Here is a 16,503-nt window from a genome sequence, read left to right on the forward strand (position 1 = left end):
TTTTTGTGCGCCTTTTGGTATCGGGCCGCCCCACTGGGGGGGGGTCCCCCCCTAACCTCGGGCGGGTCAACCTGGGGGGGGGGGGCACCGGCCCCCCGGGCCCCCCCCCCGCCCCGCACACTTCTCCCGGTTGTGGGACCTCACGCGTGGACGACGACCTTGTCGCCGGTCCGCACCTGTGCGTACAGCTCCGAGATCGCCGCCTCGTCCCGCACGTTGACGCAGCCGTGCGAGGCGCCCGTGTAACCGCGGGCGGCGAAGTCGTAGGAGTAGTGCACGGCCTGGCCGCCGCTGAAGAACATCGCGTACGGCATGGACGAGTCGTAGAGCGTCGACCAGTGGTGGCGGGACTTCCAGTACACGTGGAAGACGCCCTCGCGGGTCGGTGTGCCGACGGCGCCGAAGCGGACCGACATCGTCGCCGCCGTCCGCCCGTCGATCATCCAGCGCAGGGTCCGGCTCGTCTTGTCGATGCACAGCACGCGTCCGGTCATGCACCGAGGATCGGCCGGGCCCGCGGGCTGGCCGCCCATCAGGTACAGCTCCCACATGCCCGGCTTGTGCGTCATCCGCGTCAGCCGCCGCCAGGTGACGGTGTCCGTCTCGCCCGTCCTCGGCAGCCCGCGCTTGCCCTGGAACCCCTTGACCGCGTGCTCGGTCAGGTCGTCGTACGTCCCGGTCGGGCCGTCGAAGAGCCAGTCGACCTGGCGCAGCCGCGCCTGCAGCTCGCGCACTCCGTCGCCGGAGTCGCCGCGGGACCACAGGACGGGGGCGCCGGGCTTCGTGCCCGGCGCGCTCGGACTCGGGGCCCTGCTCGGCTTGTCGTCGGCCTTGGTGGAGGGCGGCTTGCTGCTCGGCAGCTCTATGTGCACGGGCGAATGGGTCCTGCCGTCGGTGCCCTGCACGGTGCAGGCGCACACGGTGAACAGGGCCGCGAGTGCCGTCATGACGGCGATCGATCTCCCCATGCCCGTAGTACGCACCACGGCCCCCCTCGATCTCAGCGGCACACCCGCGTGTCACCTGAGATGGTGCCCGCGGATGACTGCTCGCGAACGGCGCGGCATGGTGGGACCGGAACCGTACACGTCCGGTCCAGGTCAACGCTCAGCGGGAGGCATCACCACCATGGCGCGCGAGTCGGAGTCCGGACTGCCCATCGAACCGGTCTACGGGCCCGAGGACCTGGCGGGCTGGGACCCGGTCGGGAAACTGGGCGAACCGGGGGCGTACCCCTTCACCCGCGGTGTCTACCCGTCGATGTACACGGGCCGGCCGTGGACCATGCGCCAGTACGCCGGATTCGGTACGGCCACCGAGTCCAACGCGCGCTACCGGCAGCTGATCGCGCACGGCACGACCGGCCTGTCCGTCGCCTTCGACCTGCCCACCCAGATGGGCCACGACTCCGACGCCCCCCTCGCGCACGGCGAGGTCGGCAAGGTGGGCGTGGCGATCGACTCGATCGACGACATGCGGGTGCTGTTCGGCGGGATCCCGCTGGACAAGGTCTCGACGTCGATGACGATCAACGCGCCCGCCGCGCTGCTGCTGCTCCTGTACCAGCTGGTGGCCGAGGAGCAGGGGATCGCGGCCTCCCAGCTCACCGGCACGATCCAGAACGACGTGCTGAAGGAGTACATCGCGCGCGGGACCTACATCTTCCCGCCGAAACCCTCCCTGCGGCTGACCGCCGACGTCTTCAAGTACTGCCGGGCCGAGATCCCGAGGTGGAACACGATCTCGATCTCCGGCTACCACATGGCGGAGGCGGGCGCGTCCCCCGCGCAGGAGGTCGCCTTCACGCTCGCGGACGGCATCGAGTACGTCCGCACGGCGGTCGCCGCCGGGATGGACGTGGACGGCTTCGCGCCCCGGCTGTCCTTCTTCTTCGTGGCCCGTACGACGATCCTCGAGGAGGTCGCCAAGTTCCGTGCCGCGCGCCGGATCTGGGCCCGCGTGATGAAGGAGGAGTTCGGCGCCCGGAACCCGAAGTCGATGATGCTGCGCTTCCACACGCAGACGGCCGGCGTGCAGCTGACGGCCCAGCAGCCGGAGGTGAACCTGGTGCGGGTCGCGGTGCAGGGCCTGGGCGCGGTGCTCGGCGGCACCCAGTCGCTGCACACCAACTCCTTCGACGAGGCGATCGCGCTGCCGACGGACAGGTCCGCCCGCCTCGCCCTGCGGACCCAGCAGGTGCTGGCGTACGAGACGGACGTCACGGCGACGGTCGACCCCTTCGCGGGCTCCTACGTCGTCGAGAGCATGACCGACGCCCTGGAGGGGGCCGCCGTCGAGCTGATGCGGAAGGTCGAGGACCTCGGCGGCGCGGTCGAGGCCATCGAACGCGGCTTCCAGAAGGCGGAGATCGAGCGCAGCGCCTACCGGATCGCGCAGGAGACGGACTCCGGCGAGCGGGTCGTGGTCGGCGTCAACCGCTTCCGGCTCGACGAGGAGGAGCCCTACGAGCCGCTGCGCGTCGACCCCGCCATCGAGGCCCGGCAGGCGGAACGGCTGGCCCGGCTGCGGGCGGAGCGCGACCGGCCTGCGGTGGACGCGGCCCTCGCGGAGCTGCGCAAGGCCGCCGCGGGCGAGGACAACGTCCTGTACCCGATGAAGGACGCCCTGCGCGCCCGCGCGACGGTCGGCGAGGTGTGCAACGCCCTGCGGGAGGTATGGGGCACCCACGTGCCCTCCGACGCCTTCTGACGTGCGACACTCCCTCTCATGCTCGGCGTCATGGATCTCCCCACCTACCTGGCGGGCCTCGTCCTCATCGTGCTGCTGCCCGGTCCCAACTCGCTGTACGTGCTCTCCGTGGCCGCCCGCCGCGGGGTGCGCGCCGGATACACCGCAGCGGCCGGCGTGTGGTGCGGCGACACCGTGCTGATGACCCTCTCCGCCGCCGGGGTCGCCTCGCTGCTGCAGGCCAACGCCGTGCTGTTCGGGATCGTGAAGTACGCCGGCGCCGGGTATCTGACGTGGCTCGCCCTCGGGATGATGCGCGCCGCGTGGGCGATGTGGCGGACCCGGCGGGAGCGCACCGTGGAGCAGGAGGCCGCTCCCGCGGCGGCCGACGAGCGGCCGTACCGTCGGGCGCTGGTCGTCAGCCTCTTCAACCCCAAGGCGATCCTGTTCTTCGTCGCCTTCTTCGTGCAGTTCGTCGACCCGGGCTACGCCTATCCGGCGCTGTCCTTCGTCGTCCTGGGCACCTTCGCCCAGATCGCGAGCTTCCTCTACCTCAGCGCCCTGATCTTCGGCGGCACCCGCCTCGCCGCCGCCTTCCGCCGCCGCCGGCGCCTCTCGGCGACGGCGACCTCGGCGGCGGGCGCGCTGTTCCTGGGCTTCGCGGTGAAGCTGTCGCTGGCGAGCGCCTAGCGCCGGGCCCGCCCGCACCGGTCAGCGCAGGCCGAGCCGGGCGACGTAGGACCCCAGCGCGCCGGCCGAGTCGCCCGCCCAGCCGATGTACCCGTCCGGGCGCACCAGGAACAGGCCCTGACCGTAGGGCTGCCGGGCCGGGCCCCGCACGACGCGGACCGAGCGGGCGGCCAGGGGCGGTGCCTCGGTGCCCAGCGCCAGCAGGGTCCAGTGCGGCCCGCGGAAGGCGTCGAAGAGCCGTACCTCCGCCAGCCGGGCGTCGGGGGCCCGGTCGCCGGCCCGCAGCGTGTCCGCGGCCGGCCGGGTGTCCTCGGTGAGGGTGGACTCCCGGTAGCCCAGGCCCAGCTGCATGGTCGCCGCGCCGCGTGCGATCTCGCCGCGGTGCACGCCGGTGGAGATGCCGAGCATCTGCGCGGCGATCGGGCGCCGCTCCTCCTCGTAGGTGTCCAGCAGGGCCGCCCGCGCACCGTCCGCCAGCACCGCGCCCAGCTTCCAGCCGAGGTTGTAGGCGTCCTGGACGCTGGTGTTGAGGCCCTGGCCGCCCGCGGGGGAGTGCACGTGCGCCGCGTCCCCGGCGAGGAACACGCGCCCGGAGCGGAAGCGGTCCGCGAGGGCCGCGCGCGGGCGGAACTCCGAGGCCCAGCGGACCTCCGTGATGTCCTCGGGCGCGAGGTGGGAGCGCGCGGCGGCGACCTTGCGGATGCCCTCCAGGGAGGTGTCCGGCGCGGTCCCCGCCGGGAACTGGGCGACCAGCTGGAAGTCCTCCGTGCCGGCCAGCGGGCAGATCGCCAGGTGGCCGTCGCCCTCGCCGCCCGGCGGGAAGAGGTGCCAGTGGTCGCGGTCCAGGCCGGTGATCCGCACGTCCGAGACCAGGACCGGGTTCGGGTCGACGGTCTCGCCGGTCATGCCGACGCCGAGCGCGCGCCGCACGGCCGAGCGGCCGCCGTCGGCGGCGACGACGTACCGGGCGCGCGCGCCCTGCCCGGAGGCGAGGTGGAGGCTCACGCCGGTGGCGTCCTGGTCGAGCCCGGTGACCTCCTGGCCGAAGTCCACCCGGCCGCCGAGTTCCACGAGCCGGTCGGACAGGATCTCCTGGGTCCGCCACTGCGGGACCATCCACGGCACGGTGAAGGCCGAGTCGCCCGCCGCGTTCCTGAACGCGTCGGGGTCGAGCATCACGTGCTCGCCCACCCGCTCGCCGTCCCGCCAGATCATCCCGACCGGGTAGGGCCCGCCGGCCGCCAGGACCGGCTCCAGTACGCCGAGGTCCTCCAGGACCTCCATGGTGCGCGGCTGGAGGCCCTTGCCGCGCGAGCCGGGGAAGAGGGTGTCCGCCTTCTCCAGGACCAGTGCGTCCACGCCCCGCCGGGCGAGGTCGACGCCCAGGGCCAGCCCGGTCGGGCCCGCGCCGACGATCACGACATCCGCGGTCTTCACGATCCGTCTCCTTAACGCTGTTAAGTTCCGTTGCCCAGGAGAGTGCCCTTAACGCTGTTAAGCTGTCAAGTGTGAGTACGGAGAGACGTGTGCCCCTCGACCGCGGGCGGGTCGCCGGCACCGCGCTGAAGCTGCTGAACGAGGTCGGCCTCGACGGTCTGACCCTGCGGGCCATCGCCAAGGAGCTGGACGTCAAGGCGCCCGCCCTGTACTGGCACTTCAAGGACAAGCAGGCGCTGCTCGACGAGATGGCGACGGAGATGTACCGCCGTATGGTCGCCGGGACCGCGCTCGATCCCGCCGACACCTGGCAGGAGCGGATGGAGAAGTCCTGCCGCGGGCTGCGCGCGGCCCTGCTCGCCTACCGCGACGGCGCGCGCGTCTTCAGCGGCTCACGCTTCACCGGCACCGACCACGCGCGGGAGATGGAGGAGAACCTGCGCCTGTTCACCGCCGCCGGCTTCACCCTCGCCCAGACGGTCCGCGCCAACGCCACCGCGTACGCGTACACCGTCGGCTTCGTCGTCGAGGAGCAGGGCGTCCAGCCCCTGCCGGGGGAGCGCCGCGAGGGCTACGACGTGGCGGACCGCGCCCGGATGCTCGCCGACTTCCCGCTCGCGGCCGCCGCCGGTGCGGAGATCTTCGAGGACTACGACCGGCACTTCGAGGAGGGCCTGCAGCTGGTGATCGCGGGGGTGGCGGCGCGGTACGCCGGGTAGCCGCGGCGGGCGGCCCGGAGGCGGTGGAGCGGCCCGCGCGATCCGGGGATCCGGGGGCGGCCGCCCCACCGCGGTGCCGAAGGCATGGGCGTCACCTGATCTCCCCGCGGGCCTCGCTCAGCGCTGCACGGACTTCTTGAGCGCCCGTGCGCGGCGGACCACGCGGCGGGCCGTGGAGTTGCGCGGGAGGAAGGCCAGGCGCTCCGGGAGGCCGCCGGGCAGCCCCAGCGAGGTGAGGCGCTTGCGCCTGAAGTAGCGCTTGGTGCGCGGCTTGAGGTGCCGGGCGAGATGGCGTTCCGCCGCCGTGCGCAGGCCCGGGTGGATCTGGGGCTGCATGGTGTAGGCGAGCGCGGCCATCAGGCCCTCCAGCGTGTCCGCGTCGACCGTCTCCTCGCCCTTCCTGCCCTCCAGGTCCGGGATCAGCGCGTCGGCCAGAACGACCGGGACGCGGTTGCTGTTCTGGTACGGCGTCAGGCGGTCCAGGAGCGGCTCGGTCCCGATGCGGGCGACCGGGAGGCCGTAGAACGAGGAGGCCGTGAACAGCGCCGTGGAGAAGCAGCCCACGACCAGACCGGGCGGCGACTTCTCGAAGAGCAGCTCGGCGAGGACGGGCAGGTCGAGCACGGTGAGTTCGACGCCGAGCTCGGCCGCCTCGGTCTCCAGCGCGCGGCTGTAGCGGGCCGGCGCGGTGGGGTGCGGCTTGAAGACGACCGCACGGTGGCCGCGCTCGACCGCCCCGCGCATCATCCGCACATGCAGGTCCTCCTCCTCCTCGGGGGAGAGGATGCCCAGCGCGGACAGGTACTGGCCGAGCAGCAGCGCCGAGTCGTCCGGCAGGGCGGGCAGCTCCGGCACGGAGGCCGTGAGCTCGCCCAGCACCTTCAGGAAGGCCTCGGCCGGCAGGACCTGCGCCGGCACCCCGAACTCGGTCAGCAGCACCGGGGTGAGCCCCGGCACCAGATCCAGGTGCAGCAGCCGGCGCACCCGGGTGCCGACCAGCGGGTCGAGCTTGTTGCGGGTGGGCCCGTAGCTCATCAGGCCGTCGGCGTACACCTCGACGGGCGCGTCGGTGAACAACTGGGCCACGCTCAGCGCGGGGGCGACCTGGAGGGACTCCAGGACCAGCTCCACCCGGTCCTCACCCAGGTCCCACAGCAGGCGCAGATAGCGCTCGAACAGCGGGACGTCGTCCGGGCGGGGGGTCCAGGCGCCCGGGTGGAAGGGGCGGATGGCCTCGTTCCAGGACACCACGGCGTCGAAGCGGTCGCGCAGCGGCTCGAAGCCCGGCATCTCGTCCACGGGCGATGTGACCTCGGGCGTGGCGGAGTTGTTGAACACCAGCAGCAGCCGGCGGGCCGGCTGCCGGCCGTCCTGCTCCGGGAAGCACTCCGAGTCGATCGCCGCGGCCAGCGTCGCGGCGCCGTACAGGGTCGAGACGCAGAAGATACGGGTGGTCCGGGACATCAGGCAGCCGCCTTCGCAGTGGTGACCCGGCGGCGCAGCCGCCGCAGCTTGGAGGAGCGGTGGAAGTCCATGGTCTCCAGGACGTCACCGAGAGCGTCCTGCGGCATCCGCCTGATCGCCGCCGCGCTCAGGGACCGCAGCTGCCTGGCCACCGAGGGCTCCCACTTGCTCTCGTCGGAGAGGTGGTGGGCGATGATCGCGCAGTACGTCCGCACGGCCTTCGGCAGCAGCTCGTCCGCGTCCGGGTCCTGCGCGGTCTCCTCGACGACCTGGTCGAAGGCGCGGATGAAGTCGAGCTGGCGGACGTCGCCGATCTGGGTCAGGGAGGAGGCGACCCCGCGCCGGTAGAAGACGCCGAGGAGACCGACCACGGCGAAGGACTCCGCCTCGCGGTGCAGCTTCCAGATCCACGGCCGGTCCTCGGCGGTGCGCAGACCGTCGGTGAAGTGGAGCAGGCCCCGGTCGAGCAGCCGGCGGTGGTAGGCGCCGGCCCACGCGTACGCGTAGTCGACGGAGGTGCTGCGGTCGGCGGGCAGGATGGCCGCGCGCGGGTCGAAGGCCTCCCAGCGGCGCCCGATCGGCACCCGGTGCACGCTGCGTGCGCGGGCGGTGGCCTGGACGTGGTCGGTGCGGACGAAGTCGCAGCCCAACGTCTCGATGGCGCCGACCAGTTCGGCGAAGTAGCCGGGGGCCAGCCAGTCGTCGCCGTCCAGGAACGTCAGGTATTCGCCCTGCGCCGCGTCCAGGCCGGTGTTGCGCGCGGTGGCGAGTCCCCCGTTCTTCTCATGGCGGATGTAACGCACCTGCGCGACGTCCGAGAGTTGCTCGGCCGCGCGTTCGAGAATGGCCGGAGTCCCGTCCTTGGAATGGTCGTCGACCAGGATGAACTCGAAATCCTGGCGGGCGTTCGACCGAAGGCTTCTCAGGGTGTCCGGGGCGTATTGCTGCACGTTGTAGAACGGCACGATGACGGAAAGCTTTGGCACGTGCGAAAGCGTAGGAGGCCGTCCGTCGAGGGAACTTTCCGGTATCCGTACAGAGGGTGAACTGAATGTGTCGGATCGGTGCATCGCCTGTACTTCCCGGGCTTCGGCGGGCCAGTTCGGTTCTCGGCGGGATGTTGTTAACTTTTTGTTGAGGTGCGGTTGGGCCGCTCCTCGGAATTGCTTCCTAGCGTCTTCGACGTGCCATCAAGTACCTCGAAGCCCACGCGAATCGCCGTACTCGCGGACTCCGACACCCGCTGGAAATGGGGTGCGCTGACCGCGACTCGTATCGCTCCGGGCCCGTCCATGGAAGCCGCTTCTCTCGGCGACGCGCAAGTCGGTCCCGAGCTGACCGGATTTCTGCTGCGCGGGCGGGCGACGCCGACCGCGCGCCAGCTGGCCGAGGTCGGTGTGCACGCGGACTCCCTCCGGGAGGTCTCGGCCGTCGAGTTCCTGCGCGCCATGGCCGAGGAGTCGTACGACGTCGTCGTCCTCGCGCTCGTCGGCGGCGGCGTCCAGGCGATGCTGCACGGGCTGGGGCACGTCTGGGAGGGCCGCACGGACCGTCCCGTGGTCGTCACCGGCTACGTCGGCGTCGTCTACGAGAAGCTCACCGACGGCCTGCTGCTGCGGCACGGCGCGGACCTCGTCCTCGCCAACTCCCGCCAGGACGCGGAGCGTTTCCGCGCCGTCTACGAGGGAGTGGGCGCCGACGCCTCGTCGGTGACCGAGGTGGCACTGCCGTTCCTCGGCGGCGACCCGTACGAAGGCGAACACGACCCCTGCACCGTGGTGTTCGCCGTGCAGCCGTCCGTCCCGGACAACCGCCGGGACCGGGTGTACCTGCTGAACCGGCTGATCCAGCACGCCCGGCTGCACCCCGGGCGCGAGGTGCTGCTCAAGCTGCGCTCCCGGCCGGGCGAGCACACCACGCACATCGAGGAGCTGCCCTACCAGAAGCTGGTCCAGCGGCTCCGGCCGCCGGCCAACTTCCGCCTGGTGTACGGGAACATGGGCGAGGTCCTCGACCGCACCGACCTGCTGGTCACGATCAGCTCGACGGCCGCGCTGGAGTCGCTGCACCGCCGTATCCCCACGGCCGTCCTGACCGACCTGGGCGTGCGCGAGGCGCTCGGCAACCACCACTTCGTCGGCTCGGGCTGCCTCGCCTCCTGGGACCAGCTGGACGCCGGGCACCGGCCCGTCCCCGACGAGGAGTGGGTGGCGCGGCAGGGCGTCGTGGCCGACGGATCGTACGCGTACGCCTTCGACGCGGCGCGCAAGCGCATCGCCGAGCTGCTCGACCGGCCCGGCGGCCTGCGGCCGCTCACCCCCTACTACACACCCGAGACCGCTCCCGGCCATCTGCCCGGGATCCTCGCCCGCCACCACCTCGCCCCCGACGGCAGCGTCCTGCCGGGGGCACCCTCGGCCGACAGGGAACCCGGGCCCGTCCGGCAGATCGTGCGCCGGGCCGCGCGGGGGGCGTATCGGCACGGGGTGCAGCGGGTGGCACCCGCCATCCGGCGGATGGGGGAGCTGTGAGCGCCCCGGGAGGCTCCGCGCCCCTGCCGGGTGGCTCCGCCGCCCTCCACGACTCTGCGAACTTCTGCGCAAGGAGCGCCATCCATGTCTGACTCCCCGGCACAGGCGGGCGCGTCGACGCGCCGGGTGCTCGCCGTGATCCCCGCCCGCGGCGGCTCCAAGGGCGTGCCCGCGAAGAACCTGCTGCCGGTCGGCGGCGTTCCGCTGGTGGCGCGCGCGGTGCGTGAGTGCCGGGCCTCCCGGCTGGTGACCGATGTCGTGGTGTCCACCGACGACCAGGCCATCGCGGCGGCGGCGCGCGAGGCCGGCGCCGAGATCGTGCTGCGGCCCGCGGCCATCGCCGGCGACACGGCGACCTCCGAGGCGGCCGTGCTGCACGCGATGGACGCCCACGAGGCCCTGCACGGGGCGCCGGTGGACGTGGTGCTGCTGGTGCAGTGCACCAGCCCCTTCATCCTCCGCGAGGACGTGGACGGGGTGGTCCGGGCCGTCGTGGACGACGGCGCCGACAGCGCGCTGACCGTCGCCCCCTTCCACGGCTTCGTGTGGCGCGACACGGAGGCGGCCGACGACGCGGTCACCGCGGGCGGCGGCACGGAGACCGCCGCGGCCACCGGCGGCCGCGGCGTCAACCACGACAAGTCCTTCCGGCCGCGCCGCCAGGACCGCCCCCAGGACTTCCTGGAGACCGGCGCGGTCTACGGCATGGACGCGGCCGGCTTCCGCAAGTACCAGCACCGCTTCTTCGGCCGCACCGAGCTGGTCCGCACGGACCCCGCGCGCGTGCTGGAGATCGACGACCCGCACGACATGGCGCGCGCCCGGGCGCTGGCGCCCCTCTTCGACGCGGACCTCCCCGGTTCGCGGCCGGCCGCCGACGACGTCGACGCGGTCGTACTGGACTTCGACGGCACCCAGACCGACGACCGGGTGCTGATCGACTCCGACGGAAAGGAGTTCGTCTCCGTGCACCGCGGAGACGGCCTCGGCATCGCCGCCCTGCGCAGAAGCGGGCTGAACATGCTGATCCTCTCCACGGAGAAGAACCCGGTCGTCGCCGCACGGGCCCGGAAGCTGCAGATCCCGGTCCTGCACGGCATCGACCGGAAGGACCTCGCACTGAAGCAGTGGTGCGAGGAGCAGGGCATCGCGCCCGAGCGCGTGCTCTACGTCGGCAACGACGTCAACGACCTCCCGTGCTTCGCCCTCGTGGGCTGGCCCGTGGCGGTCGCGAGCGCCCACGACGTGGTACGCGGCGCCGCCCGTGCGGTCACCACCGTCCCCGGTGGCGACGGCGCGATCCGAGAGATCGCCAGCTGGATCCTCGGCCCCTCTCTCGACTCTCTGACCAAGTAAGGACAGATCTGCCATGAGCACCAACTCCCGCCTGCGTACGTTCGGTTCCTCGCGCCTTGCCGGACCGGGCCAGCCGGTCTACATCTGCGGCGAGATCGGCATCAACCACAACGGCGAGCTGGAGAACGCGTTCAAGCTCATCGACGTGGCCGCCGAGGCAGGCTGCGACGCCGTGAAGTTCCAGAAGCGCACCCCCGAGATCTGCACCCCGCGCGACCAGTGGGACATCGAGCGCGACACCCCCTGGGGCCGGATGACCTACATCGACTACCGCCACCGCGTGGAGTTCGGTGAGGACGAGTACCGCCAGATCGACGCGTACTGCAAGGAGAAGGGGATCGCCTGGTTCGCCTCCCCGTGGGACACCGAGGCCGTCGCCTTCCTGGAGAAGTTCGACGTCCCCGCCCACAAGGTCGCCTCCGCCTCCCTGACCGACGACGAGCTGCTGCGCTCGCTGCGCGCCACGGGCCGTACGGTCATCCTGTCCTCCGGCATGTCGACCCCGAAGCAGATCCGCCACGCGGTCGAGGTCCTGGGCAGCGACAACATCCTCCTGTGCCACGCCACTTCGACCTACCCGGCCAAGGCCGAGGAGCTCAACCTGCGGGTCATCAACACCCTGCAGGACGAGTACCCGAACGTCCCGATCGGCTACTCCGGCCACGAGACGGGCCTGCAGACCACCCTCGCGGCGGTCGCCCTGGGCGCCGCCTTCGTCGAGCGCCACATCACCCTGGACCGCGCCATGTGGGGCTCCGACCAGGCCGCCTCCGTCGAGCCGCAGGGGCTCACGCGGCTCGTCCGCGACATCCGCACCATCGAGGCCTCCCTCGGCGACGGCGTCAAGAAGGTCTACGACTCCGAGCTCGGCCCGATGAAGAAGCTGCGCCGCGTCGCGGGCGTCGTCGCCGAGGCGGAGATCGCCGCGGCCGCGGGCGAGCCGGTCTCGGTCTGAAACCCCCTCGACGCTCCACACCTGTGACGCTCCACGACGGGACGGTCGTACCGAGATGAGCCCCCGCGCCGGGTCAGCCGGCCCCCACACTCTCGCCTTCGTCGAGAGCCCGGTACAGCTGCTCAACGTGCTGGAGTGGGCGCACCTCCACGCCCTCGGGGCCGCGGAGGAACCCGGCGGTGGGCTCACCCTCGTCGTCCTGTCCCCGAACGACCCCATGTCCCGCGGTCAGCTGCGCCGGATGGCCGAGCTGGCGCGGGACGAGGGGCATCAGGTCCGCTGGGAGGAGGCGCGCGGCGGCCCGGGCGCCCCCTTCCAGACCATCGGCGGCCTGACGCCGCTGCTGCGGCGGGCGCGGCGGGTCGTGATGGGCGACCCGTTCTCCCGCTACGTGCAGCTCCTGCTGACGATCACCAGGGCCCGTGACCTCGTCGTCGTCGACGACGGCACGGCCACGATGGAGTTCGTCGCGCAACTGGCCCGCGGGGAGCGTCTGGTGCGCTGGCACCGCAAGGGCGGCCGCCCGGGCGCCCGCGATCTGATCTTCGCGCCCGTCTCCTCCTCGGCCCGCCGCCGCCTGACGCCCGGCGGCCGGCGCACCGTGGAGGTCTTCTCCTCCATGCCCGTGGACGAGAAGCCGGCGGGAGTGACCGTGACCGCGAACGACTTCGCCTGGACCCGGGCCCGCTTCGGCCCGCCCCGCATCACCAGGGGCGCCGACATGGTGGGCACCTCGCTGGTGGAGACCGGCGTGGTCGACGGCGACCACTATCTGGAGGCCGTCCGCACCCTCGCCAAGGCCCACGGTGCCACCCGCTACTTCGCGCACCGCCGCGAGAGCACGGACAAGCTCCACCGGCTGGCCGCGGAGACGGGCCTGGAGATCGTCCGCCCCGACCTGCCGCTGGAGCTGATCGCCCGCCGCGGTCCGGTGGGCCGCACCATCCTCAGTTTTCCCTCCACGGTCGTGCACACCCTCCCCCTGGCCCTGGCCGGCACGGAGGTCCGGGTCGCGGTGTGCGACATCGACCCCGCCTGGCTGACCGAGCACGCCTCACCCCGGGCCCAGGGCTTCCTGTCGGGGGTGACGGGCAAGGCCCGGGACGTGACCCGCCTGTCGGCGGTCACGGCGGCCTGAGCGCTTCGCCGGCGGAGCGGGCGGGCCCGCCTCAGCTCTCCTTCCGCGCCAGCAGGAAGGCCCGCGGGCGCTTCTCCCGGCCGGCCGGTTCGCGCAGGACGCGGGCCCGCAGGCGCAGGCCCGCCTCGGCCAGCGGCCGCGCGACGGAGTCGGGTGTGCGCCAGTAGTAGTCGAGGGCGATGTCCCGGCCGAAGCGCTGCGTCATGCGGAGGCGGCCGTCCTCGTCGCCGCTCTGGAAGCCGAGCAGGACGTGGCCGCCGGGGACCAGCACGCGGTGGAACTCGGCGAAGACCGCCGGCAGGTGGTCGTCCGGGACGTGGATGACCGAGTAGAGGGCGAGCACACCGCCCAGCGTCGCGTCCGGCAGGTCCAGCGAGGTCATCGAGCCCACGTGGAAGCGGATGCCCGGATGCGCCCGCCGGGCGAGGGCCACCATGCCGGGGGAGACGTCCACCCCGAAGGCCGCGATCCCCAGCGCGCCGAGCCGCGCGGTGACGTGCCCCGGCCCGCTGCCGACGTCCGCGACCGGCGCCGTCCCGGACGCCCGGACGAGTTCGGCGAAGGCGGTGACGAGGGCCAGGTCCAGCGGCTGGTCACCCAGATGGTCGGCGTACTGCTCGCCGTAGGGTTCGGCGATCGCGTCGTAGGAGACTCGTGTGGTGTACAGGAAATCCGGACCGGCCGGTTTCTCGGAGCTCACGCGCCGCACCCTACTGGGGGCGCCCGGCGCCCGGGCGCCGTCCCGGCAGATGGAACAGAACCGCCGACGCGGCGCGGAGCGTGGTATGCGTAGAGAAAACACAGGTTTACCCATCTCAACTCGCAGCCATGCGTCGAGCGACCAGATTTTCTTCCCCTCAGAGGTTGAACTTTTGTTGATCGAGGGTCGGTCGGCCACCGTGGCGTCCTACCCTTCAGAGGGTGAAGCAACTGATGTCTCTTGAGCCCGAGGTCGACCTTCCCGGGGAAGCCGCGCTTCCCGGCACGCTGCCCGAGGACCTGCGTGCCGAACTCGTGGCCTTCCGGCGCGACTTGCACATGCACCCCGAACTCGGCAACCAGGAGTTCCGCACCACCGCCGCGATCAAGGAACGGCTCGAGGCCGCCGGTCTTTCGCCGCGCGTGCTCGCCATGGGCACGGGACTCGTCTGCGACATCGGTGAGTGGGACGGCGTACGGCCCATGCTCGGCCTGCGTGCCGACATCGACGCCCTGCCCATCCCGGACATGAAGACCGAGTGCGCCTACCGTTCCACGGTCCCCGACCGCGCCCACGCGTGCGGGCACGACGTGCACACCACCGTGGTGCTCGGCGCCGGCCTGGTCCTGGCCGGCCTGCACCGCCGCGGGCTGCTCCCGCAGCCGGTCCGGCTCATCTTCCAGCCGGCCGAGGAGGTGCTGCCCGGCGGCGCCGCCGACGCCATCGGGTGCGGCGTGCTCGACGGCGTGGGGCGGATGATCGCCGTGCACTGCGACCCCAAGGTGGACGCCGGCCGCATCGGACTGCGCCAGGGCGCCATCACCTCCGCCTGCGACCGCCTCGAGATCGGCCTGGACGGACCCGGCGGGCACACGGCCCGGCCGCACCTGACCACCGACCTGGTCACCGCCGCCGCCCGTGTCGTCGTCGACGTGCCCGCCCTGGTCGGCCGGCGCGTGGACACGCGCAGCGGGCTCGCCATCACCTGGGGCCGGATCGAGTCCGGGCACGCCCCGAACGTGATCCCGCAGCACGCCGAGCTCTCCGGGACCGTCCGCTGCCTCGACCTCGCCGCCTGGCGGCAGGCGCCCGACATGGTCGTGGCCGCCATCGACGAGGTCGCCAACCTGCACGGCGCCAAGTCGGAGATCAACTACGTGCGCGGCGTTCCGCCCGTGGTCAACGACCCGGACGTGACCGAGCTGCTGCGCGACGCCATGACCGCGCGGCGCGGCGGGCAGTCCGTGGAGGGCACCGAGCAGAGCCTCGGCGGCGAGGACTTCTCCTGGTACCTGGAGCACGTGCCCGGCGCCATGGCACGCCTCGGTGTCCGCACCCCGGGCGAGCGCACGGTACGCGATCTGCACCAGGGCGACTTCGACGCAGACGAGTCGGCGATCACCGTGGGCGTGGAGCTTTTCACGGCCGCGGCACTGCTGGACGCGGACATCCGCTGAGCGCACGGGCCCCCTCGGGGGCCCCTCCGCCGTCCGGCGCAACATGGTTGTAAGCCATTCGTTCACCCATCGAAATCAACCGTGGACGACCGCAAGGCACCAAGTTCAGACGGTGTTTGCCTCGAATCGATAACGGCTTCGCGAGAGGTGTTTTTCTGACATCTACGCGCGTTACGATGCCGCGAAGCCAACGCCGCCGGGGCGTTCCGGCTCGAGCACTGGCATGGTGCTCACATCAAGCGCCGACGAGGCGCTCAGGTCAGGTGAAGGAGCCTTCCCGTGCGCCGGGTAGCCAAGCTTTCCGCTGCGTGTATCGCCACCGCAGCTCTCGCACTGTCTGCCACTGCCTGTGGCAGCACCTCGTCCGACAGTGGCAGCTCCTCGTCCGCCTCCTCCGGCGGCGGCAAGGGTGTCAAGATCGGCCTCGCCTTCGACGTCGGCGGCCGTGGAGACCGTTCGTTCAACGACTCCGCAGCCCGTGGCGCCGACAAGGCCAAGACCGAGTTCGGCGGCTCGATCAAGGAGCTGACCGCCAAGACCTCCGACACCGAGGCCGACCGCGAGCAGCGACTGACCGACCTGGCGGACGCCGGTTACAACCCCATCGTCGGCGTCGGCTTCTCCTACGCCACCTCGATGGCGAAGGTCGCCGCGAAGTACCCGAAGGTCAGCTTCGGCATCGTCGACTCCGTCGTGGACGCCAACAACGTCGACAGCATCACCTTCACCGAGGAGCAGGGCTCGTACCTGGCCGGTGTCGCCGCGGCGCTGAAGACCAAGAAGAACCAGGTCGGGTTCATCGGCGGTGTCGACACTCCGCTGATCAAGAAGTTCGAGGCCGGTTACGTCCAGGGCGTCAAGGACACCAACGCCAAGGTCAAGGTGGACGTGCAGTACCTGACGCACGGCTCCGACCTCTCCGGCTTCTCCAGCCCCGACAAGGGCAAGGAGGCCGCGCAGGGCATGCTCGACAAGGGCGCCGACGTCATCTACACGGCGGCCGGCTCCTCGGGCAACGGCGCGATCGAGGCCGTCCACGGCGTCAAGGGCGCCTGGGCCATCGGCGTGGACTCCGACCAGTACAACATCCCGGGTCTGGCCGCCTACAAGAGCTCGATCCTGACGTCGATGGTCAAGAACGTGGACGTCGGCGTGTACGACTTCATCAAGTCCGTGCACGACGGCAAGCCGCTGACCGGCAACCAGATCTACTCGCTCGCCAAGGGCGGCGTGAAGCTGGCGACCAGCGGTGGCTTCATCGACGACATCCAGCCCAAGCTGGACGCCGCCAAGGCGAAGATCGTCGACGGTTCCATCAAGGTCAAGACCACTCCGTGACCTGACGGGTCCCGCCGGACCACGGCTCGG

The 16,503-nt window shown here is 71.8% G+C and carries 14 protein-coding genes; 9 read left to right on the forward strand and 5 right to left on the reverse strand.

Annotation, left to right across the window (positions count from 1 at the left end):
- Window positions 1–140 precede the first annotated feature (140 nt).
- Entirely contained in the window at window positions 141–968 is an 828-nt protein-coding gene (locus ACIRPX_RS24825) for a L,D-transpeptidase family protein (RefSeq protein WP_404198470.1), read from the reverse strand.
- A gap of 160 nt (window positions 969–1,128) precedes the next feature.
- On the opposite strand from ACIRPX_RS24825, the gene ACIRPX_RS24830 reads away from it, so the two are divergent.
- The gene (locus ACIRPX_RS24830) at window positions 1,129–2,709 is read left to right on the forward strand and encodes a methylmalonyl-CoA mutase (RefSeq protein WP_404198472.1); all 1,581 of its coding nucleotides are present in this window, start codon (window positions 1,129–1,131) and stop codon (window positions 2,707–2,709) included.
- 18 nt (window positions 2,710–2,727) lie between these two features.
- On the forward strand, window positions 2,728–3,378 hold the full coding sequence (gene leuE, locus ACIRPX_RS24835) for a leucine efflux protein LeuE (RefSeq protein WP_404198475.1): 651 nt from the start codon (window positions 2,728–2,730) through the stop codon (window positions 3,376–3,378).
- A 21-nt stretch (window positions 3,379–3,399) separates the two neighbouring features.
- On the opposite strand, the gene ACIRPX_RS24840 is transcribed toward leuE, so the two are convergent.
- Window positions 3,400–4,815, reverse strand: coding sequence for an FAD-dependent monooxygenase (locus tag ACIRPX_RS24840; RefSeq protein WP_404198477.1), 1,416 nt, complete (start codon window positions 4,813–4,815; stop codon window positions 3,400–3,402).
- A 71-nt stretch (window positions 4,816–4,886) separates the two neighbouring features.
- On the opposite strand from ACIRPX_RS24840, the gene ACIRPX_RS24845 reads away from it, so the two are divergent.
- On the forward strand, window positions 4,887–5,534 hold the full coding sequence (locus ACIRPX_RS24845) for a TetR/AcrR family transcriptional regulator (RefSeq protein ID WP_404198480.1): 648 nt from the start codon (window positions 4,887–4,889) through the stop codon (window positions 5,532–5,534).
- 117 nt (window positions 5,535–5,651) lie between these two features.
- Here ACIRPX_RS24845 and ACIRPX_RS24850 read toward each other — a convergent pair whose 3' ends face one another.
- Together ACIRPX_RS24850 and ACIRPX_RS24855 are read right to left on the reverse strand one after the other, a co-directional pair.
- On the reverse strand, window positions 5,652–6,998 hold the full coding sequence (locus ACIRPX_RS24850) for an alpha-2,8-polysialyltransferase family protein (protein ID WP_404198483.1): 1,347 nt from the start codon (window positions 6,996–6,998) through the stop codon (window positions 5,652–5,654).
- Window positions 6,998–7,984 carry a glycosyltransferase family 2 protein gene (locus ACIRPX_RS24855; RefSeq protein ID WP_404198485.1) on the reverse strand — a complete coding sequence of 329 codons (987 nt, stop codon included), beginning with the start codon at window positions 7,982–7,984 and terminating at the stop codon, window positions 6,998–7,000. The genes ACIRPX_RS24850 and ACIRPX_RS24855 overlap by 1 nt, the downstream gene beginning before the upstream one ends.
- A 198-nt stretch (window positions 7,985–8,182) precedes the next feature.
- Here ACIRPX_RS24855 and ACIRPX_RS24860 point away from each other — a divergent pair, with 198 nt between their 5' ends.
- From ACIRPX_RS24860 to ACIRPX_RS24875, 4 genes are all read left to right on the forward strand, one after another.
- On the forward strand, window positions 8,183–9,529 hold the full coding sequence (locus tag ACIRPX_RS24860; RefSeq protein WP_404198488.1) for a DUF6716 putative glycosyltransferase: 1,347 nt from the start codon (window positions 8,183–8,185) through the stop codon (window positions 9,527–9,529).
- A gap of 84 nt (window positions 9,530–9,613) precedes the next feature.
- Complete coding sequence (locus ACIRPX_RS24865; protein WP_404198490.1) at window positions 9,614–10,885, forward strand: cytidylyltransferase domain-containing protein; 1,272 nt, start codon at window positions 9,614–9,616, stop codon at window positions 10,883–10,885.
- Window positions 10,886–10,898: 13 nt separating this feature from the next.
- Window positions 10,899–11,840: an N-acetylneuraminate synthase family protein gene (locus tag ACIRPX_RS24870; RefSeq protein ID WP_404198493.1), complete on the forward strand. Its 942-nt coding sequence runs from the start codon at window positions 10,899–10,901 to the stop codon at window positions 11,838–11,840.
- A gap of 55 nt (window positions 11,841–11,895) precedes the next feature.
- Complete coding sequence (locus tag ACIRPX_RS24875; RefSeq protein WP_404198495.1) at window positions 11,896–12,978, forward strand: hypothetical protein; 1,083 nt, start codon at window positions 11,896–11,898, stop codon at window positions 12,976–12,978.
- Between the two features lie 31 nt (window positions 12,979–13,009).
- Here ACIRPX_RS24875 and ACIRPX_RS24880 read toward each other — a convergent pair whose 3' ends face one another.
- Entirely contained in the window at window positions 13,010–13,678 is a 669-nt protein-coding gene (locus ACIRPX_RS24880; protein ID WP_404198498.1) for a class I SAM-dependent DNA methyltransferase, read from the reverse strand.
- A gap of 233 nt (window positions 13,679–13,911) precedes the next feature.
- Between ACIRPX_RS24880 and ACIRPX_RS24885 the strand changes: the two genes are divergently transcribed.
- A complete protein-coding gene (locus ACIRPX_RS24885) occupies window positions 13,912–15,135 on the forward strand; it encodes a M20 family metallopeptidase (protein ID WP_404198557.1) in 1,224 nt (407 codons plus the stop codon).
- A gap of 279 nt (window positions 15,136–15,414) precedes the next feature.
- Window positions 15,415–16,473: a BMP family protein gene (locus tag ACIRPX_RS24890; RefSeq protein ID WP_404198501.1), complete on the forward strand. Its 1,059-nt coding sequence runs from the start codon at window positions 15,415–15,417 to the stop codon at window positions 16,471–16,473.
- Window positions 16,474–16,503: the final 30 nt, after the last annotated feature.

Origin of the sequence: Streptomyces sp. NPDC101225 (assembly GCF_044767585.1) — a bacterium.
Classification (GTDB): Bacteria; Actinomycetota; Actinomycetes; order Streptomycetales; family Streptomycetaceae; genus Streptomyces.